Origin of the sequence: Bacillus cereus group sp. MYBKT14-1 (assembly GCF_051915185.1) — a bacterium.
In the GTDB taxonomy this organism is placed as follows: Bacteria; Bacillota; Bacilli; order Bacillales; family Bacillaceae_G; genus Bacillus_A; species Bacillus_A cereus.
In genome coordinates this window covers 152,747-176,267 of the sequence record NZ_JBQAEF010000009.1, presented here as the reverse complement: position 1 = coordinate 176,267, position 23,521 = coordinate 152,747, and the positions used below count along the sequence as shown (strand labels likewise).

Sequence of the window (23,521 nt, the reverse complement as noted above, 5' to 3'; positions counted from 1 at the left end):
AGCTATAAAATTCTAAAAATCTATATATAAAGGAATAAAGGTGGAAAAATGTATTTTTTACAAAATTTAAAAGTGAAATATAAATTATTAGCGCTTATTTCATTAGCAGTTTTAGGTATGGTAATTATAAGCAGTGTAGCAATTCATTCTATTAATAAGATTAAGCATGATACAGAGGTTGTAGTAGATGATTATCAATATTCTGCAATTTTATTAGAAGGAATGCTTCGCACACAAAATTCACTAGAATATAATTTATTAGAATTAATTACGGTATCACAAAATGAAGTGGCAAATAAAGAGGGAATAATTGATAATATTGAAAAGGATCTTAAAAAATATGATTCTTTATTAAAAGAATATGATGATGGTTTTAATTTAAGTAAGCAAGAGGATGAACTGTTTCAGAAGATGAAGAAATCTTTACCAAGTTATAAAGATACATATAAGAAATTATTTGAAAAGGCAAAGGCAACAAACGAGCCGCAAATGGTAAATGAATTTCAGAAGGAATTAAAACCGAAGGGAATAGAGTTAGCTGGTTATGCAGTGGATCTAGAATCGTATGTTTCAAATTTAGCTGACCAAGTATTTAAAGATTCGCAAAAAATGATTGATCGTTCCGTTATTACCTTTATCATTCTTGTAGTAGTTACTACAATCGTTATATGTATAGTAAGTTATATTATTAGCAAGCTTATAGTTGCTCCTTTACAAACGGTTAGTCGTATGATGGAAAGAGCGAAAGAAGGAGATTTAACTGTACATGGTGATTATACTGCTAAGGATGAATTAGGTGTATTAGTAAGTAATTTTAATGAGATGATTGCAGGGCTAAGAACAAATATGCAAGAAGTAGAGAATAATATTCAGCTTTTATTCCAATATGCAGACGGAGTAGCATCTGCGTCAGAAGTATCTAGTAGTGCAGCCAAAAAAATCACTATGGATATTGAAGAAGTCGCAAATGGCGCAGAGAGTCAAATGCAAGCAATGGAACAAACTGCGGGTGCGATGGAAGAGTTGACACAAGGAATGCAGAGTATAGTCAATACATCATCCTCTGTAAATGAATTATCTGCTCAATCAGCATTAGATGCAGAGAGTGGTAACAAATTAATGAAACAAATGATTCAACAGATGGATACAATCCAAAATTCGGTACATAGCGGTGTGAAACAAGTAGAGACTATGAAAGAACAATCAGAAGAAATTGTTAAAATCATTGATGTAATGCAAGGTATTACCTCCCAGATTAACTTATTAGCATTAAACGCCGCAATTGAGGCTGCACGTGCTGGTGAAAGTGGTAGAGGATTTGCAATTGTGGCAGATGAAGTGCGGAAATTAGCAGAACAATCTAGTGATTCTGCAAAACAAATTGAGAATCTTATTACTCAAGTTATGGGAACAACGAACCATACAGTACATATGATGGGGAAAGTAGATAATGAGGTACAGGCAGGTACACAAGTAGTAATGCATACAGAAAAAGTATTTGGAACAATTACAGAAAAAGTACAGCAAGTATCTGAGCAAATTCAAACGGTATCTATGTCTACAGATGAAATTGCAGCGAGTAGTGAGGAAATCTCGGCTTCTGCAGAAGACATGGCTCAAATTTCCCAAAGATCATCTGACCGAACTGATAGGGTAAAAGAGTCTATTCAACAGCAGGAAAAATCTGTTCAAGAGATTTCGGTTTCAATTGAACATATGCATAACGCAGCAGGAAAACTAAAACAAATAGTTGCCCAATTTACTCTTCAAAAGTAGTAGCATATTTGAGTGTTAATAAATATAAAAAATCATCCTCTTTTAAGAAAAAAGGATGATTTTTTTATCCCGCTATTTGCTGGACAGTAAGACCCCCCACCTCAAAATTCAGCGAAAACGAGTTATCAGTGAAGGGGAATGCTACCTCTGAAATATAAACCATGAATATAGTAGCCTCCACTAGGTATCTCCTTTAGGTGCCAATAAAGGGAAGTTGTAAAGTGAAAAGGAGTTTATAAAGAGATTGTAGAATGTTTTAGTATATAACACCTTAGATGTGACAACTTCCTTTTTGAAAAAGAAAGAAGGGAGTATAAAGCAGAAAGGTAGTGGAAATATTTCTTCTAGAAGATTTACATTTTATCTTACATTCACCAAAAAATAATACTCCTGAAACAATGAAGTTCATTTTATTTGAATGAAATAGGGAGAGAGGACAATGAAGAAAAAAATATTGGGTGTAATGATGATTGCGACAATGGCAGGAGGTATATTTGCAGGGACGAATGTGACGCCTGTAAAAGCGGAAGAGTATCCACAAATGATTGTGTTTGAAGATGTTCCATACGGATTTTGGGCATATGATGCTATTATGGACTTAGCATATCATAAAATTATATTAGGGTATGGAAACGGGAAGTATGGTGTTGGCGATCTTATAACACGTGAACAAGTAGCTGGGACTATTTACAGAACACTTGAGATAAAAGAAGAAGGGCCAGTAGCGAATCCATATAAAGATGTTTCTGATAGTACAACAACTTTTAAAAAGGAAATTTTGGCGTTAACAAAACGTGGTGTTTTTTCAGGGGATGGCCAAGGGAATTTTAGGCCGAAAGCACCAATCTCTAGAGCGGAAATGGCTGTCATTTTAAAACGAGCATTTCATTTTGAAACGAAACAAAAACATACATTTAAAGATATTCCAAAAGGCCACTGGGCAGAAGATGCAATTAGTGCGTTACAATCTAATAATGTTGTGAGAGGAACTGGGAATGACATGTATGAATTAAATCGCCCTGTACCTAGAGAACAATATGCTCAGTTTATTAATAATGCGATTATTAATTATCATTTGAAAGAGGATTGGAAGTAGAGTGAAATATGAAAGCACAAATAGAAATATTTGTGCTTTTTTGTTTGTTTAAAAAAGAATTATTATTCGTATTTATGTATTTTTATGGTTATACACAAGCTTTATAATCAACCCGATGAAAAAGACATGATGTTTAATATGATTCACAAAACCGTCACGAAATGTGTCGAAAAATATATTGTCACTATACCATTTATTCTGTATATTTTTAAAAAAACATATACATATTGGGGAGATAATTTGATGAGCAAAAAATTATTAAAAACAGCTACAGCATTAACAATTATGGGTGGGGTGTTATTCTCAGCAGAGAGTAACAGTGTAAAAGCGGAAAGTGCACCGTTGCAAAAAACAAATACAATTGTATTTAAAGATGTACCAAAAGGACATTGGGCATATGAGGCAATTCATGAATTAGCGGAACAAGAAATTATTTTGGGATATGGCGATGGAATATTCGGTTTTGGGGATAATGTAACACGTGAGCAAGTTGCAGCTTTAATTTACCGTGTGTTTGATATGGAAGAACAAGATGAATATGAAAACCCATATGGAGATATTGATGAAAATTCAACAAGCTTTATTGAGGAGATATTGGCGTTAACGGAAATGGGAATTTTCCAGGGAGACGAGAATGGAAACTTTAGACCGAAGGCGACGTTAACGCGTGCGGAAATGGCACAAGTTCTTACGAATGCTTTTGACTTACAGGCAAAGGGATCTCATAACTTTAATGATGTTTCAACAAATTCATGGGCAACGAATGCAATTAGTGCAGTACAAACAAATGGTATTACAATGGGAATCGGAGAAGGTAAATTCGGTCCGTCTATGAAGGTAACGAGAGAACAATACGCACAGTTTTTACATAGAGCAATATTGCATGATATGGAACAAGGGCAGTAATAAAGTTTAACTAGTCAAAGTGAAATTTAAAAATAATACAAAAAGGTCGTTGTTGTATAACAGCGGCCTTTTTTGTATGAAATAAAGCGCGAAAGAATGGCGTTTTGAAAAAAATGAAATGAATTTTCAAAAAAAACTTCCTTTTCTGAAGATTTGTTATATAATATAAAACATGAAATCAAATCTGTTATAAAACAGTTTAAGAAGGGGATGCTAATATGTCGACGCAAACTTCACGGGTTACACTCGTTGGAGAAATGTTACCAGCGTACAACGAAATATTGACACCTGAGGTGCTTAGTTTTTTGAAGGAACTACATGAGAATTTTAATGAGCGCCGCATAGAACTTTTACAAAAACGTGTAGAAAAACAAAAGAGAATTGATGCAGGGGAGTTTCCGAAGTTTCTAGAAGAAACAAAACACATACGTGAAGCGGATTGGACAATTGCCAAGCTGCCAAAAGACTTAGAGGATCGCCGCGTAGAGATTACTGGACCGGTAGATAGAAAGATGGTCATTAACGCTTTAAATTCAGGCGCGCATCTTTTTATGGCGGATTTTGAAGATTCGAATGCACCAACTTGGGAAAACGCAGTTGAAGGGCAAATCAATTTACGAGATGCAGTAAAGGGAACGATTTCACATGAAAATGATAAAGGGAAAGAATATAGATTAAATGAGAAAACAGCTGTACTCATTGTACGTCCAAGAGGATGGCATTTAGAGGAAAAGCATATGCAAGTTGATGGGAAAAATATGTCGGGTAGTTTAGTAGATTTCGGCTTGTATTTTTTCCATAATGCGAAAGCTCTTTTAGCAAAAGGGAGCGGCCCATATTTTTACTTACCGAAAATGGAAAGTTATTTAGAAGCGAGATTATGGAATGATGTATTCGTATTTGCTCAAAAATATATCGGCATTCCAAACGGAACGATTAAAGCAACTGTGTTACTAGAAACGATTCACGCTTCGTTTGAAATGGATGAAATTTTATATGAGCTAAAAGATCATTCTGCTGGCTTAAATTGCGGAAGATGGGATTATATTTTTAGCTTTTTAAAGAGTTTCCGTAATCATAATAAATTCTTACTACCAGATAGAGCACAAGTCACGATGACGGCGCCATTTATGCGTTCGTATTCTTTGAAAGTAATTCAAACATGTCACCGCCGTAATGCACCAGCAATTGGAGGAATGGCGGCACAAATTCCGATTAAAAATAATCCAGAAGCAAATGAAGCAGCTTTTGAAAAAGTGCGTGCTGATAAGGAACGCGAAGCTTTAGACGGTCATGACGGGACTTGGGTTGCCCACCCTGGACTTGTACCGGTTGCAATGGAAGTGTTTAATCACATTATGAAAACACCAAATCAAATTTTTAGAAAACGTGAAGAAATATGTGTAACAGAAAACGATTTACTAGAGGTACCGGTGGGAACGATTACAGAAGAGGGCCTTCGCATGAATATTAGCGTAGGTATTCAATATATTGCATCTTGGTTAAGCGGACGGGGAGCAGCACCCATTTATAACTTAATGGAAGATGCGGCAACAGCTGAAATTTCAAGAGCACAAGTATGGCAATGGATTCGTCATGAAGGTGGAAAACTAAATGATGGTCGTAATATTACGTTTGAATTAATGGAAGAGCTAAAAGAAGAAGAATTAGCAAAAATAGAAAGAGAGATTGGTAAGGAAGCCTTTAAGAAAGGAAGATTCCAAGAGGCGACAACGTTGTTTACAAATCTCGTTCGGAATGATGAATTCGTACCATTTTTAACATTACCGGGTTATGAAATTTTATAAAAAATGAAAAGGGGATGGAACAAATGAAAAACGAAAGAATCGAGAAGTTACAAGAAAGCTGGGAATTAGATGAGCGTTGGAAAGGGATCACACGTCCATATTCGGCAGAAGATGTAATTCGCCTGCGCGGGTCAATTGATATTGAACACACGTTAGCGCGTCGCGGTGCTGAGAAGCTTTGGACATCGCTTCATACAGAAGACTATATTAACGCACTTGGCGCATTAACAGGAAACCAAGCGATGCAACAAGTAAAAGCTGGGTTAAAAGCGATTTACTTAAGTGGTTGGCAAGTAGCAGCTGATGCAAACCTTTCTGGACATATGTATCCAGACCAAAGTTTATATCCAGCGAACAGCGTACCTGCTGTAGTAAAACGAATTAATCAAACGCTTCAACGTGCGGATCAAATTCAGCATATGGAAGGAAGCGATGATACAGACTATTTCGTACCGATTGTAGCAGATGCAGAAGCTGGATTTGGTGGGCAATTAAATGTATTCGAACTGATGAAAGGTATGATTGAAGCAGGTGCATCAGGTGTGCATTTTGAAGATCAATTATCTTCAGAGAAAAAATGTGGCCATTTAGGTGGAAAAGTACTACTACCAACGCAAACAGCAGTACGCAATTTAATTTCTGCACGCCTTGCAGCAGATGTAATGGGAGTGCCGACAATTATCGTTGCAAGAACAGATGCGGATGCAGCTGATTTAATTACGAGCGATATCGATCCTGTTGATAAAGCATTTATTACAGGAGAAAGAACACCAGAAGGGTTTTACCGTACGAATGCAGGTCTTGATCAAGCAATTGCGCGCGGTTTAGCGTATGCACCGTACGCAGACCTCGTTTGGTGTGAAACGTCAGAACCAAATTTAGAAGATGCAAAACGATTTGCGGACGCAATTCATAAGGAGCATCCAGGGAAGCTACTTGCATATAACTGCTCACCTTCATTCAACTGGAAACAAAAACTAGATGAAAAAACAATTGCAAGCTTCCAAAAGGAAATCGCATCTTACGGTTACAAGTTCCAATTCGTAACACTTGCTGGATTCCATTCATTAAATTACGGTATGTTTGAACTAGCACGTGGCTATAAAGAGCGCGGCATGGCAGCATACTCTGAACTACAACAAGCAGAATTCGCAGCTGAAAAACATGGCTACTCTGCAACACGTCATCAACGCGAAGTAGGAACAGGTTACTTTGATGAAGTAGCACAAGTGATTACAGGCGGAACTTCATCAACGACAGCGTTAAAAGGATCTACGGAAGAAGCACAGTTTACGAAATAAAAGGAAGGGGCACCTTTTTGAAAGGTGCCCCTTATTATTTTTCGCACGATTCGAGAGTAAATAAAAATATATCGACGATTTTTTCGATATATCTATCATAACTTAAAATATATCAACGATTTTTCAAATATATCGACGATTCGACAAAGGATATCGACTTACCGACAAAAAAGACAATATGATCAAATCCACTCAGCTCCATGATCACGAATAAACTTCATATCTTTTTCATAATGCTCTAAATGTCCTTCATCAATCATTCTTTGGAAATTCAAGTCGCCTTCTTGCGCTTTTCGTTTCATATATGTACATAACCCTTCTAATCGAAGCGACACCATTCTTAAGTAATCTTCATCCATATTTTTATCATAGGACTGAACGAACAAATTCATCCTCTCTTTAATGCGATCTGCATGTTGCGATGAGTCATAATGAACGGCTTTACCGGATTCTGTATAATACACTCTACTTAAAGGCACACAAGTATAGAGTGTATAAGCGATATCCCATAGTCTTGGACCAGGAGCAGCAACATCGAAATCAATAATCCCTACTGGCTTCTCATTATTAAAAATAATGTTATATATGGCAAAATCATTGTGACATAAAACCTCAATGTTATTTGGAGTATGATCCATCGGTTTCCAATCATCTAATAACGGAAAATCACTTACAGCATCATGGTAAAGGCGGAGCATCTTTGCTATTTCTTTTAATACATCATTAGATCGCATATATTCTTTTAAAGGATAATTGCCAGCTTCTCCTTCAATAAAGGATAAAATCTCTCTATCCTTTTCATCTACACCTAAAAACTTTGGAGCATAATGAAATCCTTTGTTTTCTAAATGTTGCAATAACTCATGAATCTTTTCACTGCCTGGCTTTAACTCTCGCCGAACAGTATTTTCAGAACGATATACGCTTGAGACGTTTCCCCCTGTTAGTCTTTCTTCTTTAGCGTAGTTTGACATGTGAAAATTCCCCCTGTAATTAAAAAATCCAATTCCAAATAGTGAATAGACCAATAACGGCAGAAAAGAGAAGGAAAGCAAGCAATGCTAGACAGCCAAAAGGAACTAGCTTATCTTGCCATGTTTCTTTATACTCATAAATTAACTCCTCTGCTACTTTCTTCTGCACTGAAGATAAAGATTGATCTTTATACAAACCTTTTATATGGTTAGAATCGCCTTTAAACTTTAAAGCACGTGCAATATGATGAGGACTATTTCCCATTGATTTTTCAAATAATAAACATGATTCATGCATAATGTCTGTTTTATGCTCCTCTAGATACCAGTAACGTCCAGCCATTTCCGGATATTGTAATTTATAATAAATATCTCCGAGTTGCTTTCGAAGATGTAATTCATTTGGGTATGTAAAGATGAGGCCATGCAATCTATCTCTTGCTTTTCCAAGATTATTATTTTCAATATCCTCTTCAATTCTTTTTAATGTTTTTCTAGGAATTTTATTGGTCATAAACTCCTCCTTATTTGGAATAGAGATAATTATATTTTATAAGAAATACTAAAAATTAGAAATTCTATTTTCGAAAAAGATTGTACATTTTATTTTAATGTGCTATGATGATGTCAGTTGAATAGTTAAATTAAGCAATCCATATGTTATCAAGTGCTGAAAACGAACGAGAAAAAGTATGTGAGAACTAGTTTATGTTTCGTATTTGATAATGTGTGGATTCTTTTTTTAGACAGGAAGACTAAAAAAATTAAATTTGTATTTTCTTAGGAGGAAATAATCATGGCAGTAACAGGACAAGTAAAATGGTTTAACAACGAAAAAGGCTTCGGTTTCATCGAAGTTCCAGGCGAAAACGACGTATTCGTACACTTCTCTGCAATCGAAACTGAAGGTTTCAAATCTCTAGAAGAAGGCCAAAAAGTTAGCTTCGAAATCGAAGAAGGTAACCGTGGACCTCAAGCTAAAAACGTAATCAAACTATAATTTTATAGTTGATGATGGAAAAAAGGATGGCTAATGCCATCCTTTTTTTTGTTGTGGGGAAAGTTTTTTCAGAGCCTGTTTTTATATCTAAATCTCTTTTTCTATGTTACAACGGGTGAAAAATTATCTGGAATGCGTATTAGTTTCTATAGAGGAATTAGTTCAGCAAGAGCATTTACTGCGTATGATAGTAAATAACTATAAATTTGTATTCTCTGTTGAAATGGGGAAATCTTTTCCAGATAGACCTTGAGTAACATCTTTTTTGTTAGTGTTGTTGTTGGAATTTTGTACGTTTTGAGACGATGTTTCTAACAGTTGTTCTTGTTCCTTACTAGGGGTATTCAGAGCATCTGAGGGAATGCTATTAACCTGCTGGCTTAAGAGATTTTCTTTGTCCATAGTATACAGCTCCTTTTTGGAATTCGATAAAAAGCAATGTAATTATAAATAGCTACTTATATATATTGTGTTTTTGAATGACATTATATACAAAACTTATATTACAAAGTTAACTAATTAACGAATTGTTAGTGATGGATAAAGATGTACAAATTTGAAGTGTTTAATAAAAATTAAAAGCGGGTAACAAGTACCAATACTCTTTCTCATGTTTTATATAAGGACCATATTACAAATCAAAAAAGATGTAGGGAACCTTGGGAGAAAATATAGTTGTTTTTTAGGGAGAAGAATAAATAAAATGATGCTACAAATGTAAAAAGGCATTCCATAAAGGAAGGCCTTTTATTGTTCTTGTCCTGATTTTTTCTTCTCACGTTTTTTACATTCTGGACATTTTGATTTACGAAACGGTTTAGCAAAGAATAGCAGAATGAAAAATAAACCGAATATAATACTAGCTGAGTTTTTCACGATAATGACGCTACTATTTTTCATTTGAATCGATGGTTGGATCTCTTTTTCCTCCATAGTGGCCCTCCATATATTGGATTTACATTTTAATTATAGCAAAGTTAATTGTTTTCATGATGTGAAAATAGGAAGGGATAATAAATATTTATAGGTAGTATAAATGCTGTTTTTATAACTTTAAAATTAAATAATCACTATATAGTGATTTTATTATTTAACAAATGTTTGATAAATGATAAAAAAATGTAAAAAAGCGGAACTTGTAAGCTATTTCCTTTTCATAGATGCTAAAATTATATATGCAGCTGCTAATATAAATGGAAAAAAGGAGATAATGGAGTATGGAAAGTAAAGTGGAACGCTATGTCGAAAATTATGTTGTAACGAAAAATACGATGGCCTTACTTCCTGTTATTCTAAGTGAAAAGAAAATTGTTACGCGAGTCGTTGAAATGAATGATTCTTTTTTCGTATTTCAAAAACCTCTAGATATTATAGAAAGAAGTTGCCGCAAGCATGGCTCTAGTTTCTTAGGCAGAAAAGAAGGAACGAAAGAGTTAACTCATATTACACATAAAGCACCGATTGCGATTAGTCCAGCAGATCAACTTTATTTTTTCCCTACCTATTCTTACTCTAGAAAAGAGTGTGCTTGGTTGTCTCATTTTTATATTGAAAGTAATAAAGAATTAAAAGATGGAAATCTTATTATTAGATTTATAAATGGCTTTGCTGTGAAATTAGAGATATCAAAAACTAGTTTTGAAAATCAACAAAATCGTACAGCGAAATTACGTACTGAATATGAAGATCGTAGGAAAAAACAAGGGAATCCTTGTTTTAAAGAGGTTGATAAAAAAGAGGAATCAACATTAAGACCCGCTTATGAGAGTGTGTATTTTGTGAAGGAAGGCGAAGTGTGAAAGGATGGGGGAATCCCCATTCTTTTTTGTTTATCCTGTTATTTGTGGGCAGTAAGACCTCCGCCTCAAAATTCAGCGAAAGCAAAGAAGTTAAGCGGGGGATCAACAAAATCCCCACTGATTAAAGTTTCACTTTATCAGTCTTTGTAGGTAAGGCGATATATTAGAAAAACCGAGTTGTAATTGTTATATTTAGAAAATCACCATTGTAATTTCATTTACCGAAAAAATCAAAAAAACAATCTAAATAACAAAACGAATGACACGTCCTGTCGAATATTGATAGATTATCATAGCTAAATAATGAAGGAATTCTTATGAAAGATATGGAAACTTTAATAAATACATCTCCATATGTCGTATCTACCATTTCCTCTTTCATATAAGCAATGATACAGTAGGGATAGTATTTAGAGTAAAGGGGTAAAGTGTAGAATGGATTTTCAGACAATCAAAGAGTATTTTTCACCAGAAAATATGGATCATATTGTTGAGAGTTATAAAGCGTTCGGACCACTTCTTGGTATTGGTTTACCGATGATAGAGGCGTTGATTCCAGCATTACCGCTTATCGTATTTGTACTGGCGAATGCTGTTGCATTTGGCTTTTGGCTCGGTTTTCTTTATTCATGGCTTGGATCAGTAATGGGTGCATTACTTGTCTTTTTCATCATCCGCCATTTTGGTCGCAGTCGTTTCTTTTCGTTTGTAAATAAGCATGAGAGAGTACGAAAAGCAATGGGGTGGATTGAAAGGAAAGGATTCGCACCGATTTTTGTTATATTTTGTTTTCCGTTTACACCGTCAGCGCTCATAAATGTTGTCGCTGGTTTATCCCGAATTAGTGTAAAACAGTTTGGTCTAGCGTTAGCATTCGGAAAACTTGTGATGATTTTTATTTTAACGTATATCGGTCATGATTTAATGTCATTTATTCATAATCCGGTGAAATCAGTTATTGTAGCGATTGGTATTTTTATTTTATGGTATGTCGGTAAGAAAATCGAAGTAAAGTTAGAACTACATTAAGAATAGTCTTCTTTGTAAAGGAAAGCTTCAGTATTAAAGGATAAGGGGAGAAGCAGATGAAGAAAACTTTGAAAAAAGAAGGCATGGAGTGGATACGAACAATTTTAATTGGTGTATTATTAGCTGTATTTTTTCGAACGTTTTTCTTTTCAACGTATGTTGTAGAGGGGAAGTCAATGATGCCGACATTGCAAGATGGCAATATGCTAGTTGTAAATAAGGTGAGTTATCAAGTTGGGGACTTGAACAGATTTGACGTTGTGGTATTTCATGCGAATAAAAAAGAGGACTATGTAAAGCGGATTATCGGTTTACCTGGAGATCATATTGAATATAAGCAGGATAAGTTATATATAAACGGTCAATTTATTGATGAGCCGTATTTAGAGAAGTATAAGAAAGAGATAAACGGAAGGCAACTAACAGGCGACTTTACATTAGAAGAGTTAACGAAAGAAAAACTGGTGCCACCTGGGTTTATTTTTGTAGTAGGTGATAACCGGCTCGGGAGCTGGGATAGTAGACACTTTGGCTTTGTAAAAGCTGATACAGTCGTCGGTAAAGTTGATTTGCGATATTGGCCAATTCAAGAGGTGCAAACGAATTTTTCAAAAGGTTGATATAATAGATAGAAGTATAGAAAAAGGCAAACAACTCAGTTTGTCTTTTTTCGTGTCCTATAATACAATTATAGTAGCAAACTAACGTTCGTTATGTAAGTGAAAGGTGGGGTTACATGTCACTTCGATTTGTGATTGGTAGAGCGGGAAGTGGAAAAAGTACACTTTGTTTACGCGAAGTGCAAGAAGAGTTAAAACAACGCCCGAGAGGGAAAACAATATTATATCTTGTGCCAGAACAGATGACATTCCAGACGCAGCAGGCGTTAATTGGAAGTGAGGATGTAAGAGGTTCTATTCGGGCACAAGTTTTTAGTTTTTCACGATTAGCGTGGAAGGTACTGCAAGAAGTTGGCGGAGCGAGTCGTCTTCATATTGATGAAGCTGGTGTACATATGTTACTCCGTAAAATTGTAGAGTCTCGTAAAGATGGATTATCGGTGTTCCAAAAAGCAGCGGAGCAAAACGGTTTCTTTGAACATCTTGGTAGTATGATTGCAGAGTTTAAACGTTACAATGTAACGCCATCTAACGTATATGAAATGTGGCAACAATTAGATGCGCATAGTAGCAGTGCCGAACAAAAGTTACTAGCGAATAAAGTGTATGATTTACAGCTGTTATACGATGATTTTGAACGTGCTTTAATTGGAAAATATTTAGATTCAGAAGACTACCTGCAATTGCTAGTGGAAAAGCTTCCGCAGTCTGAATATGTAAATGGTGCGGAAATTTATATAGACGGATTTCATTCATTCTCCCCGCAAGAGTTAGAGATTGTAAGACAGCTTATGATTTGCGGAGCGAGAGTTACGATCACGTTAACGATAGATGAAAAAACGTTAGCGCAGCCAGTAAATGAACTCGATTTATTTTATGAAACGACGTTAACGTATGAAAAAATAAAACAAGTAGCGCGTGAAGAGAAAATAGAAATTGAAAAAACAATTCCACTTATGGAACAGCCGCGTTTTCATTCTCCGGCATTAGCGCATTTAGAAGCTCATTATGAAGCGCGTCCGAATGAAAAATTTAACGGTGAAGCGAGTGTAACGATTAGTACAGCTGCGAATTTACGAGCGGAGGTAGAAGGTGTTGCTCGTGAAATTCGTAAACTTGTTGCGGATGAAAAATATCGTTACCGAGATATTGCAGTGCTTCTTCGTAATGGGGAAAGTTATTACGATGTGATGCGAACGTTATTTACAGATTACAATATCCCGCACTTCATCGATGAAAAGCGCCCGATGTCACACCACCCATTGGTAGAATGTATTCGTTCTGCACTCGAGATTATTAGTGGGAATTGGCGTTATGATGCGGTGTTCCGCTGCGTGAAAACAGAGCTTTTATATCCATTAGACGTAAGAAAAGAAGCGATGCGTGAAGAAATGGATGAATTTGAAAATTACTGTTTAGCGTACGGTGTACAAGGAAAGAGATGGACTGCTGAAGATCCATGGATGTATCGCCGTTATCGTTCTCTTGATGATACGAACGGGATGATTACAGACAGTGAACGTGAAATGGAAGAGAAAATAAATAGGCTACGTGACGTTGTAAGAACACCTGTTATTCGCATGCAAAAAAGGTTAAAGCGTGCAGGAACAGTTATGCAAATGTGTGAAGCAGTTTACTTGTTTTTAGAAGAACTGGATGTTCCGAAAAAACTAGAAGAATTACGTATACGTGCAGAAGAAAGTGGAGATTTCTTATTTGCGACAGATCATGAACAAGTATGGGAAGAAGTAATGAGCCTTCTTGATACATTTGTAGAGATGCTTGGGGAAGAAAAAATGTCTCTTTCTATGTTTACTGACGTTATGTCGACTGGTCTTGAGGCACTTCAATTTGCTAACATTCCGCCGTCATTAGACCAAGTGTTAATTGCTAATATTGATCACTCCAGATTATCTGATGTGAGAGCAACGTTTATTATAGGTATAAATGAGGGTGTCATTCCAGCAGCACCTATGGATGAAGGTATGCTTTCTGATGAGGAAAGAGAAGTTCTTGGTGCGGCAGGGATTGAATTAGCGCCAACGACGAGACAAACTTTGTTAGAAGAACAGTTCGTTATGTATCAAATGGTAACGAGAGCATCTGAGAAGTTATACATTTCATGCCCGCTTGCAGATGAAGAAGGAAAGACGTTACTTGCGTCTAGCTTTATTAAGAAAATAAAAAGAATGTTCCCTAATGTGAAAGATTCATTTATTACGAATGACGTAAATGATTTATCACGTTCAGAACAAATTTCATATGTAGCAACGCCAGAAGTAACGTTATCTTACGTTATGCAGCAACTACAAACGTGGAAGCGATACGGATTTGAAGGGAATTTAGACTTTTGGTGGGACGTATATAATTTCTACGTAACTTCAGATGAATGGAAACAAAAAAGTAGCCGCGTCTTATCAAGTTTATTCTATCGAAATCGTGCGAAGAAACTAAGTACAGCAGTAAGTAGAGATTTATACGGAGATATAATTAAAGGAAGCGTCTCTCGTATGGAACTATTTAATCGTTGTGCATACGCTCATTTTGCGCAGCACGGTTTATCGCTTAGAGAGCGTGATATTTTCAAGCTTGATGCGCCAGACATCGGCGAATTATTCCATGCGGCATTAAAGAAAATTGCGGACAAGTTATTGCGTGAAAACCGCACTTGGGCGGATTTATCCATAAAAGAGTGTGAGCATCTTTCTGTTTTAGTAATAGAAGAAATTGCGCCGTTATTACAACGACAAATTTTATTAAGTTCAAACCGTCATTTCTATTTAAAACAAAAACTACAACAAATCATTTTCCGTACGTCAATCATTCTTCGTGAACATGCGAAGTCAAGCGGATTCGTACCAGTTGATTTAGAGGTGCCGTTCGGTATGGGAGGTACAGGGTCACTTCCGCCGATGGAATTCTCATTACCAAATGGTGTAAAGATGGAAGTAGTCGGCCGTATTGACCGTGTTGATAAGGCAGAAGATGAAAACGGGACGTTCTTACGTATTATTGATTATAAATCAAGTTCAAAAGCGTTAGATTTAACGGAAGTGTATTACGGATTAGCACTTCAAATGTTAACGTATTTAGATGTTGTTACTTCGAATGCACAGACGTGGATGAAAAAAGGCCACGCAGCATCACCAGCTGGTGTATTGTATTTCCATATTCATAACCCAATCGTTGAGATGAAAGGTGACGCAACGGAAGCTGAAATTGAAAAAGAAATTTTAAAGAAATTTAAAATGAAAGGACTCGTATTAGGAGATGCTGACGTTGTTCGTTTAATGGATAACAAACTTTCAACAGGAAGCTCAGATATTATTTCTGCTGGCCTGAAAAAAGACGGTAGCTTTAGTGCGCGTTCAAGTATTGCAAGTGAGCAAGAGTTTAACGTACTGCAAAAATATGTACACCATACGTTTGAAAATATCGGAAAAGATATTACAGAAGGCGTTATCGATATTGCTCCTTATAAAATGGGGAATAAAGCGGCATGTACGTTCTGTAACTTCAAATCTGTTTGTCAGTTTGATGAGTCACTGGAAGATAATCAGTTCCGATCGTTAAAAGATATGAAAGATAGCGAAGCGATGGAGAAAATAAGAGAGGAGGTTGGCGGAGAATGATAGAAAATTGGCCTAAAAAACCAGAAGGTAGTCAATGGACAGATGACCAGTGGAAAGCTGTTGTAGCTAACGGACGTGATATTTTAGTTGCTGCTGCAGCTGGATCAGGTAAAACAGCAGTATTAGTTGAACGTATTATTAAAAAGATTATTAATGAAGAGAATCCAGTCGATGTCGACCGCCTGCTCGTTGTAACATTTACGAATGCAGCAGCGCAAGAGATGAAAAACCGAATCGGGGAAGCGTTAGAAAAGGTATTAATTGATGAACCAGGCTCTCAACACGTAAGAAAGCAGCTGAGCCTATTAAATAAAGCTTCCATTTCAACAATTCACTCATTCTGTTTACAAGTAATTAGAGGATATTACTACATGCTTGATGTTGATCCTCGTTTCCGTATTGCGAATCAAACAGAAAATGAATTGTTAAAAGAAGAAGTGCTAGATGACATATTAGAAGAAGAGTACGGAATCGAAGATAATACAATCTTCTTTGAACTTGTTGATCGTTATACGAGTGACCGTAGTGATGATGACTTACAACGTATGATTTTAGCGCTTCATACAGAATCAAGAGCGCATCCAAATCCGGAAAAATGGCTTGATAAATTAGTAGAAGCATATGACGTAGAAGGAAAGACAATTGAAGATTTAGTATATGCTTCTTATTTATTAGAAGATGTGAAATTCCAGCTTGAAACAGCGGAACAGCATATTCGTAAGGCAACTGAACTCGCAATGCTTCCTGACGGTCCAGCGCCTCGCATTGAAACCCTGCAAGCAGATGTAGCATTACTTGGAACGCTATCATCAGCTGCTCGTGAGTCGTGGACAAGTGTGTATGAAGCGATGCAAAACGTATCGTGGCAAACGTTAAAGCGTATTAAGAAAAGTGATTACAATGAAGATGTTGTAAAACAAGTAGACTCTCTTCGTAATAAAGCGAAAGATGAAGTGAAGAAATTACAAGAAGAGTTATTTAGCCGCAAACCTGAAAGTTTCTTACGAGATTTTCAAGATATGCACCCAGTATTAGAAAAGCTTGTTCAACTTGTAAAAGTATTTACAGAGCGTTTCCAAGCGATGAAGCGAGATAAAGGAATGGTCGATTTCACAGATTTAGAGCATTTCTGTTTACAAATTTTAAGTGAACAAAGTGAAAATGGTGAAATGAATCCGTCAGCAGTGGCACTCCAATATCGTAATAAATTTGCTGAAGTATTAGTCGATGAATATCAAGACACGAACTTTGTACAGGAATCCATTATTAAATTCGTAACGAAAGATTCTGAGAGTGAAGGAAACTTGTTCATGGTTGGTGACGTAAAGCAGTCGATTTATCGTTTCCGACTAGCCGAGCCAGGACTATTCCTAGGAAAATATAAACGCTTCACACAAGAAGGATTGGGCGGCGGAATGAAGATTGACTTAGCGAAAAACTTCCGTAGTCGTCATGAAGTACTAGCAGGTACGAACTTTATTTTTAAACAAATTATGGGCGAAGAAGTTGGGGAAATTGACTACGATGCTGACGCTGAACTAAAGCTAGGTGCTACCTATCCAGAAGGTGAAGATGTAGCAGCAGAATTATTATGTATTCAGCAAACGGAAGAAGAAGTAATAGACGGTGAAGAAGGTGCAGAAGTCGAAAAAGCACAGCTTGAAGCTCGCCTTATGGCGCAGCGCATTAAAGCGATGGTTGATTCCGGTTATGAAGTGTATGACCGTAAAAATGATAGTATGCGTCCGGTGCAATATCGCGATTTCGTTATTTTACTTCGCTCCATGCCGTGGGCCCCGCAAATTATGGAAGAGTTAAAATTACAAGGAATTCCAGTATACGCTGACCTCGCGACTGGTTATTTTGAAGCGACGGAAGTAAATATTATGATGAACGTATTCCGCGTTATTGATAATCCGATGCAAGATATTCCGCTTGCCGCTGTACTTCGTTCTCCAATCGTTGGATTGAGCGATGAAGAACTTGCAACGCTTCGTGCTCATGGAAAGAAAGGCTCGTTTTATGAAGTAATGAGCTCATTCTTAAAAGGGGCACCGCTTGAAGAGGAGCAAGAACTTCATGATAAATTAGAGTGGTTTTATAACTTACTGCAAGGATGGCGTGAATTTGCCCGTCAACAATCCCTTTCTGATTTAATTTGGAAAGTGTACGGTGAGACAGGTTATTACGACTTCGTTGGCGGTTTACCAGCAGGAAAGCAAAGACAAGCAAACTTACGCGTACTATATGACCGTGCAAGACAATATGAAGCAACATCATTTAGAGGGTTATTCCGCTTCTTACGTTTTATTGAACGTATTTTAGAACGCGGTGATGATATGGGTACGGCGAGAGCCCTAGGTGAACAAGAAGACGTTGTTCGCATTATGACGATTCATAAAAGTAAAGGGCTAGAGTTCCCGGTCGTATTTGTAGCTGGACTCGGTCGTCGTTTTAATACACAAGACTTAATGAAGCGTTTCTTATTGCATAAAGATTTCGGTTTCGGTTCGCAATTTATCGATCCGCGTAAACGAATTAAATATACAACATTATCACAGCTTGCGATTAAGCGTAAAATGAAAATGGAATTAATCGCGGAAGAAATGCGCGTACTATACGTAGCATTGACGCGTGCGAAAGAGAAGTTAATTTTAATCGGAACAGTTAAGGATGCAAATAAGGAAATGGAAAAATGGCTTGATGCGAGGGAACATAGTGAATGGTTATTACCAGATCACATACGTGCCGGAGCATCTTGTTATTTAGACTGGATTGCACCTTCATTATATAGACACCGTGATAGTGAAATGCTTCTTGAATTAGGACAAGGAAGTATTCCGGATGAAATTTACGGATATGACACTAGCTGGAAAGTAGAAGTTGTGGACGGTAACACACTACTTGCACCAGAGCCAGTTCAAGAAGAGAAACAAGAATTGTTAGAAGCGCTTCGTGAGAAAAAGGCTGTTCCCCTGCAAAGTGAACGGAAAGAAGAAGTGTACGACAGATTAATGTGGAAGTACGGATATGAGGATGCGACATCTCATCGTGCGAAGCAATCTGTTACAGAAATAAAGAGAAATTATCAATCTGAAGAAGGTAGCGATAACGCCTTTATTAAAAAACTACGTGCACCAATTAAAACACGCCCGCGCTTTATGGAGAAAAAAGGGTTAACGTACGCAGAGCGCGGAACAGCAGTCCATGCCGTTATGCAGCATGTTGATTTGAAGAAGCCGATTACGGTTGAAGTTCTTCAAGAGCAAATTGCTGGAATGGTAAATAAGGAATTATTAACATTCGAGCAGGCGGAAGAAATAGCGATTGAAAAAGTAATTTCATTCTTTGACAGTGACTTAGGTAAAAGGGTATTAGCGGCGAAAAGTGTTGAGCGTGAAGTACCATTTACGATGATGCTTGCAGCAGAAGAAGCATATCAAGATTGGCAAGGGAAGAGCGGGGAAATGATTCTTGTCCAAGGGGTTATCGACTGCATGATTGAAGAGGAAGATGGCATTACGTTAATCGACTTCAAAACAGATACGATTGAAGGGAAATTCTCAGGCGGATTCGAACAAGCGAAACCAATTTTAGAAGATCGATATAAAGTGCAGCTTTCGTTATATGCAAAAGCACTGGAGAAAAGCTTACAACATCCTGTAAAAGAGAAATGTTTATACTTCTTTGATGGGAATCACGTTGTAAATATTGAAGAATAGAGGGGCTTGAAAATGGTAACGGAAAAAACGTTAAGAACTTGTGAACAGGGACACGAGTACTATAAAAGTAGCGATTGTCCAACTTGCCCAGTCTGTGAGAAAGAGAGAAAACCAAAAGAAGGTTTTCTCTCTCTTCTTTCAGCGCCAGCAAGAAGGGCATTAGAGCACCGTGGAATTCAAACTGTAGAAGAACTCTCAAAATATAGTGAAAAAGAAATTTTAAAACTGCATGGTATGGGACCTGCGTCTTTGCCGAAGCTTAGGAAGGCTTTGGAGGAGAGTGGGTTATCATTTAAATAAAATGAAATAGTGCCTCTTCACTACTTACTTGTTTATACCACTATTTGTGGACTGTAAAGCTCTTGCTTATTAAAATTTCATTTTAATAATTTTGAATTAGATAAAAGAAAAAAGTAGGAGAATATCTCCTACTTTTTTTACGCTGTTCCAATCTGATCTTGATCTGCCACATCAGAATCAAATGTATTCGTTGCACTAACACCGTTAAACGTATTCACGACAAACCCAACATTGGAAGCTCCAGATCCGTTATAGGCTTTCGTGTTTTCTTTCGGAGATACGTTATAAAAATCTCCTAAGTTGAAAGAGCCGTTACTGTTTTGCACGACGAGATTTCCTACAACCGAAGGCATACCATCCACCTACTTTACTAAGCTTTTTAATTACTATATGAATTATTGTGCGGAAGGTTCATCCGTAATATATTGGCGGATTTGTATAATACGAGAGTTATTAAAACCATAATCAACATTTCCAATTTGAAAGCAACCAGAATTTAAAAGTGTCCGCAATTCAACGTTATTCACTTCAATAAAAGGGCATTCATTTACAATATTTAATTTTACATCTGTCGTTCGTTTTGGAATTGTAATGTGTTCATCTGTAAAGATTTCAAAAGCATCAAAGCTACCTTCTCCCCGTATATAACAAGGAATTTCACGGTGGACGGCAATAGCTCTACTTTTTAATTCCATTTGATTGGCATCTCCAACTTGAAATACGGCAGCAATCCCTAACGAAACAATAGAAACATTTTGGACAATAGACACATGATGCAACATAATTTTTCAGTCTCCTTAACCTGGAGTAGGAGGGACATCTGTTACTAATGGTACAAATGGACCCTCTGTAACTGTTTCAAATGGTGTATCGAGAATAGAAGATAGAATGAGGAGATTTGCATCTCCAATTAAAAAGAGTGCGGACGACGATACACCGTTCATTTTAATCTGTCCGACTTTTAACTCACGGTTTACAACGTTAAGGTTCATACCTACTTACTCCTTTCGAAAATTTCCCGGTATGTGCTGAATAAAGGAGAGAAAGGCTTTGTCAATATCTTGTTTCATTGCCTGAATAATGATATCTCGTAAATAATCTGGATCTGTTGAAATACCTTCATATGATTGCGCTTGTGATAAATAATAAGGGAGTCGATGCTCCATCTGTTTTTTTATGTCATCCACCATCATTTGTCGATACATTTCATCAAGCGGTGTTCTCTCTTCTTGTTCAAAATGGAGAATACGATTATATGCTTCTTCATCTAAGTATCGATGCATTTCTTGGAGGATACCTTGATAAAAGTCTGGGTTTGTTTCGGTTTCAGGGTTTACCTTCAATGTTTCTGTATCCACTTGAAAATCTTCAATTTGTTGTCCTTTTGCTGAAAATGGGTTTAAACCAATATTTAAAGTACCATTTAAATTTTCAACTTTTAATTGATCGAATTTGTATTCCACTTTTCCTACAGAAGAGGAGGGGCGATTTTTTAATTCGTTAAGCTCTTCTTGGAGTTGGCGCACTTGATCTTCTAAATTCAGGATGGCTGCTTGTTGTGTTTGAAGAGCTTGTTGAAGTTGGTGTAAGTAAGTATATATATCTTGATTCATTTGTGAAACCTCCTTTTCAATAGGGAGGGTAAAAATATTCCTGCTATATATTTATGACAAGGATGTCTTAAGAAGAACTAGTTGATGGTTTGATAGAAATAATTTGTCCTTTCGCCTGTAATGGGCGAAGCGGTTCCGTAAATCCGCCCGTATTTGAAAATTTAGATAGGGCTTTAATACTTCCGGCAGTACCAATTTGGAACACAGAAGAGGTTGTAATGCTATCAATTTTAATACTGTTGATGATGATACTTTGGTTTACATAAAAATTCAATGCAATTGCCTCCTTTAAGTTGAGCCAATTATCGCTTGATCGATTACATCTGAATCGTTGACAGTCGTTGCACTTTGATAATTGTAGACAGAAACATTATCTCCAACGTTGAAAGAGCCGGCCCCGGCGAAAGCACGTGAGTAACTAATAGGCCTAATCGCAAATACATCTCCAATATGAAAAATACCACTTGATCCAATATTGACGATACGAATATGTCCGACCATAGCTGGCATACAAAACACCCTTCGTTTTTAAAATTTTCTTTTCTACTATTGTATGGGCGTTTCCAATAAAATGTGTATTTTTTTGAAATAAAAGAAACACACGCATTATTGCGTGTGTGTTTTGAACGTTTGATTAGGGTGTAAATCCGTATGTACATGACAAATTACATTTAAGAGCCTGTCCAGTTCTTGGCTACAATCCACTGTTTTTTGAGAAGTCATTCCATAGCGTTCAGCAAAATAAATCATTTTTTCACGTTTTTTTTCAATCGCTTGCTCAAACATTGAAATCGGCTCCATCTCTAAATGAAATTTTTAGTATATATGTAGTACATATTATACAAAAACTTCATAAAAAAGAAATGCATTCGCTAAAAAAAGTAAAATTTCTACATTTTATGCCAAATGATAAAGGGGTAACGAATAGGGGATGAGAAGAATATTGTAAAAATTAGCGTGCATGAGAAGGTTTTTTTCTTGCGGATGCGAATACAATTAAAGGGTATGAGTTTTAGGATGGAGAGTGGAAATATTGCGTTTTGTAACGGCGAAGAAAGAAGAAAAGGTATTTGTAGGTATTGTAGATGAAGAAGAAGAAAAGGTATTACACTTAAGAGAAGCGCAAAGACAAAAAGGGGAAAAGGTTACAATCCCTATTACAATGTTAGAGTGTATTGAAAGAGGGACTGAATGCTTTGAGAAAGTATGTGAAATTGTAAATTGGGCAAAAGAGAACGGGGAAGCGGCGTATTATCCGTTAACAGAGGTGAAAATATTAGCGCCGATTCCAAGGCCAAGAAAGAATATTTTGTGCGTTGGAAAAAACTATCGTGAGCATGCGGTAGAAATGGGCGGAGTAGAGTCTATTCCAGAAAATATAATGATCTTTACGAAAGCACCAACAACAGTTATTGGCATAAATGAGCAAATTAATGGTCACCCTCATGCAACGGACGAACTAGATTATGAAGGAGAATTAGCTATCATTATTGGTAAGCGAGGGAAGCAAATAAAAAAAGAAAAAGCGCTTGAGCATGTTTTTGGTTATACGATTATCAATGATGTAACAGCTCGAGACATTCAAAGAAAACATAAACAGTTTTTCCTTGGGAAAAGCTTCGATACATTTTGTCCGATGGGACCGTATTTAATTCATAAATCGGTGGTTAATGCGCCGAATGCATTACACATTGAAACGGTAGTAAATGGAGAAGTAAGGCAAACTTCTAACACAAATAAAATGATTTTTTCAATAGAAGAAATTATTTCAACGATAAGTAAAGGAATGACTTTAGAACCAGGCGATATTATCGCAACAGGAACGCCGGCTGGTGTCGGAAAAGGTTTTACACCACCGAAGTTTTTACATGCTGGTGATGAAGTGGTCATTACAGTAGAAGGAATTGGTACTTTGCGAAATGTAGTGAAATAAAGAAAAGAGCTA

At 36.6% G+C, this 23,521-nt stretch carries 24 protein-coding genes and 1 pseudogene; 14 read left to right on the top strand and 11 right to left on the bottom strand.

Annotated elements, in window-relative coordinates:
- Window positions 1-48: 48 nt before the first annotated feature.
- The 6 genes and pseudogenes from ACTFO4_RS21375 to aceA all read left to right on the top strand — a co-directional run.
- Window positions 49-828: pseudogene (locus tag ACTFO4_RS21375) on the top strand (MCP four helix bundle domain-containing protein); the annotation flags it as partial.
- Window positions 823-1,776, top strand: coding sequence for a methyl-accepting chemotaxis protein (locus ACTFO4_RS21370; RefSeq protein WP_404978304.1), 954 nt, complete (start codon window positions 823-825; stop codon window positions 1,774-1,776). The pseudogene ACTFO4_RS21375 and the gene ACTFO4_RS21370, both read left to right, overlap by 6 nt.
- Window positions 1,777-2,215: 439 nt before the next feature.
- On the top strand, window positions 2,216-2,872 hold the full coding sequence (locus ACTFO4_RS21365; protein WP_000727102.1) for an S-layer homology domain-containing protein: 657 nt from the start codon (window positions 2,216-2,218) through the stop codon (window positions 2,870-2,872).
- A gap of 138 nt (window positions 2,873-3,010) precedes the next feature.
- Entirely contained in the window at window positions 3,011-3,778 is a 768-nt protein-coding gene (locus ACTFO4_RS21360; protein WP_130055524.1) for an S-layer homology domain-containing protein, read from the top strand.
- A gap of 218 nt (window positions 3,779-3,996) precedes the next feature.
- Window positions 3,997-5,586, top strand: a complete 1,590-nt coding sequence (gene aceB, locus ACTFO4_RS21355) for a malate synthase A (RefSeq protein ID WP_326234785.1) — start codon at window positions 3,997-3,999, stop codon at window positions 5,584-5,586.
- A 23-nt stretch (window positions 5,587-5,609) separates the two neighbouring features.
- Window positions 5,610-6,887 (top strand): isocitrate lyase, encoded by a 1,278-nt coding sequence (aceA, locus tag ACTFO4_RS21350; protein WP_000787346.1) that lies wholly within the window; start codon window positions 5,610-5,612, stop codon window positions 6,885-6,887.
- Window positions 6,888-7,069: 182 nt separating this feature from the next.
- Here aceA and ACTFO4_RS21345 read toward each other — a convergent pair whose 3' ends face one another.
- Both ACTFO4_RS21345 and ACTFO4_RS21340 read right to left on the bottom strand, forming a co-directional pair.
- Window positions 7,070-7,861: a phosphotransferase gene (locus ACTFO4_RS21345; RefSeq protein WP_016124271.1), complete on the bottom strand. Its 792-nt coding sequence runs from the start codon at window positions 7,859-7,861 to the stop codon at window positions 7,070-7,072.
- A 19-nt stretch (window positions 7,862-7,880) separates the two neighbouring features.
- Window positions 7,881-8,375 carry a DUF6584 family protein gene (locus ACTFO4_RS21340; protein ID WP_000182393.1) on the bottom strand — a complete coding sequence of 165 codons (495 nt, stop codon included), beginning with the start codon at window positions 8,373-8,375 and terminating at the stop codon, window positions 7,881-7,883.
- A 282-nt stretch (window positions 8,376-8,657) separates the two neighbouring features.
- On the opposite strand from ACTFO4_RS21340, the gene cspA reads away from it, so the two are divergent.
- A complete protein-coding gene (gene cspA, locus ACTFO4_RS21335; protein ID WP_000301522.1) occupies window positions 8,658-8,861 on the top strand; it encodes an RNA chaperone/antiterminator CspA in 204 nt (67 codons plus the stop codon).
- A gap of 198 nt (window positions 8,862-9,059) precedes the next feature.
- On the opposite strand, the gene ACTFO4_RS21330 is transcribed toward cspA, so the two are convergent.
- Both ACTFO4_RS21330 and ACTFO4_RS21325 read right to left on the bottom strand, forming a co-directional pair.
- Window positions 9,060-9,263 (bottom strand): hypothetical protein, encoded by a 204-nt coding sequence (locus ACTFO4_RS21330; protein ID WP_000356916.1) that lies wholly within the window; start codon window positions 9,261-9,263, stop codon window positions 9,060-9,062.
- Window positions 9,264-9,608: 345 nt separating this feature from the next.
- Complete coding sequence (locus ACTFO4_RS21325; protein ID WP_000391373.1) at window positions 9,609-9,794, bottom strand: hypothetical protein; 186 nt, start codon at window positions 9,792-9,794, stop codon at window positions 9,609-9,611.
- Between the two features lie 284 nt (window positions 9,795-10,078).
- On the opposite strand from ACTFO4_RS21325, the gene ACTFO4_RS21320 reads away from it, so the two are divergent.
- The 6 genes from ACTFO4_RS21320 to ACTFO4_RS21295 all read left to right on the top strand — a co-directional run bounded on the left by ACTFO4_RS21320 (window position 10,079) and on the right by ACTFO4_RS21295 (window position 19,963).
- Window positions 10,079-10,660: a competence protein ComK gene (locus ACTFO4_RS21320; protein ID WP_000444443.1), complete on the top strand. Its 582-nt coding sequence runs from the start codon at window positions 10,079-10,081 to the stop codon at window positions 10,658-10,660.
- A 435-nt stretch (window positions 10,661-11,095) separates the two neighbouring features.
- Window positions 11,096-11,689 carry a TVP38/TMEM64 family protein gene (locus tag ACTFO4_RS21315; RefSeq protein ID WP_000347517.1) on the top strand — a complete coding sequence of 198 codons (594 nt, stop codon included), beginning with the start codon at window positions 11,096-11,098 and terminating at the stop codon, window positions 11,687-11,689.
- Between the two features lie 56 nt (window positions 11,690-11,745).
- Window positions 11,746-12,309, top strand: coding sequence for a signal peptidase I (lepB, locus tag ACTFO4_RS21310; RefSeq protein WP_000751919.1), 564 nt, complete (start codon window positions 11,746-11,748; stop codon window positions 12,307-12,309).
- A gap of 116 nt (window positions 12,310-12,425) precedes the next feature.
- Window positions 12,426-15,941 carry a helicase-exonuclease AddAB subunit AddB gene (gene addB, locus ACTFO4_RS21305; RefSeq protein ID WP_326234786.1) on the top strand — a complete coding sequence of 1,172 codons (3,516 nt, stop codon included), beginning with the start codon at window positions 12,426-12,428 and terminating at the stop codon, window positions 15,939-15,941.
- Window positions 15,938-19,663: a helicase-exonuclease AddAB subunit AddA gene (addA, locus tag ACTFO4_RS21300; RefSeq protein ID WP_440014485.1), complete on the top strand. Its 3,726-nt coding sequence runs from the start codon at window positions 15,938-15,940 to the stop codon at window positions 19,661-19,663. Before addB ends, addA begins: the two co-directional genes overlap by 4 nt.
- Before the next feature lie 12 nt (window positions 19,664-19,675).
- A complete protein-coding gene (locus ACTFO4_RS21295) occupies window positions 19,676-19,963 on the top strand; it encodes an RNA polymerase alpha subunit C-terminal domain-containing protein (RefSeq protein WP_000255728.1) in 288 nt (95 codons plus the stop codon).
- Window positions 19,964-20,100: 137 nt separating this feature from the next.
- On the opposite strand, the gene gerPF is transcribed toward ACTFO4_RS21295, so the two are convergent.
- The 7 genes from gerPF to ACTFO4_RS21260 all read right to left on the bottom strand — a co-directional run bounded on the left by gerPF (window position 20,101) and on the right by ACTFO4_RS21260 (window position 22,362).
- Entirely contained in the window at window positions 20,101-20,316 is a 216-nt protein-coding gene (gerPF, locus tag ACTFO4_RS21290) for a spore germination protein GerPF (RefSeq protein WP_001141566.1), read from the bottom strand.
- A gap of 42 nt (window positions 20,317-20,358) precedes the next feature.
- Window positions 20,359-20,745, bottom strand: coding sequence for a spore germination protein GerPE (locus ACTFO4_RS21285; protein ID WP_000902331.1), 387 nt, complete (start codon window positions 20,743-20,745; stop codon window positions 20,359-20,361).
- A gap of 15 nt (window positions 20,746-20,760) precedes the next feature.
- Complete coding sequence (gene gerPD / locus ACTFO4_RS21280) at window positions 20,761-20,955, bottom strand: spore germination protein GerPD (protein WP_001052807.1); 195 nt, start codon at window positions 20,953-20,955, stop codon at window positions 20,761-20,763.
- Between the two features lie 6 nt (window positions 20,956-20,961).
- Entirely contained in the window at window positions 20,962-21,576 is a 615-nt protein-coding gene (gerPC, locus tag ACTFO4_RS21275; protein ID WP_001070760.1) for a spore germination protein GerPC, read from the bottom strand.
- A 67-nt stretch (window positions 21,577-21,643) separates the two neighbouring features.
- Window positions 21,644-21,850 (bottom strand): spore germination protein GerPB, encoded by a 207-nt coding sequence (gerPB, locus tag ACTFO4_RS21270; protein ID WP_001012508.1) that lies wholly within the window; start codon window positions 21,848-21,850, stop codon window positions 21,644-21,646.
- 14 nt (window positions 21,851-21,864) lie between these two features.
- Complete coding sequence (gerPA, locus tag ACTFO4_RS21265) at window positions 21,865-22,086, bottom strand: spore germination protein GerPA (protein ID WP_001111187.1); 222 nt, start codon at window positions 22,084-22,086, stop codon at window positions 21,865-21,867.
- A 96-nt stretch (window positions 22,087-22,182) separates the two neighbouring features.
- Window positions 22,183-22,362 carry an aspartyl-phosphate phosphatase Spo0E family protein gene (locus tag ACTFO4_RS21260; protein ID WP_000462841.1) on the bottom strand — a complete coding sequence of 60 codons (180 nt, stop codon included), beginning with the start codon at window positions 22,360-22,362 and terminating at the stop codon, window positions 22,183-22,185.
- 247 nt (window positions 22,363-22,609) lie between these two features.
- Between ACTFO4_RS21260 and ACTFO4_RS21255 the strand changes: the two genes are divergently transcribed.
- Window positions 22,610-23,509, top strand: coding sequence for a fumarylacetoacetate hydrolase family protein (locus tag ACTFO4_RS21255; protein ID WP_001213071.1), 900 nt, complete (start codon window positions 22,610-22,612; stop codon window positions 23,507-23,509).
- The last annotated feature ends 12 nt before the right edge of the window (window positions 23,510-23,521 follow it).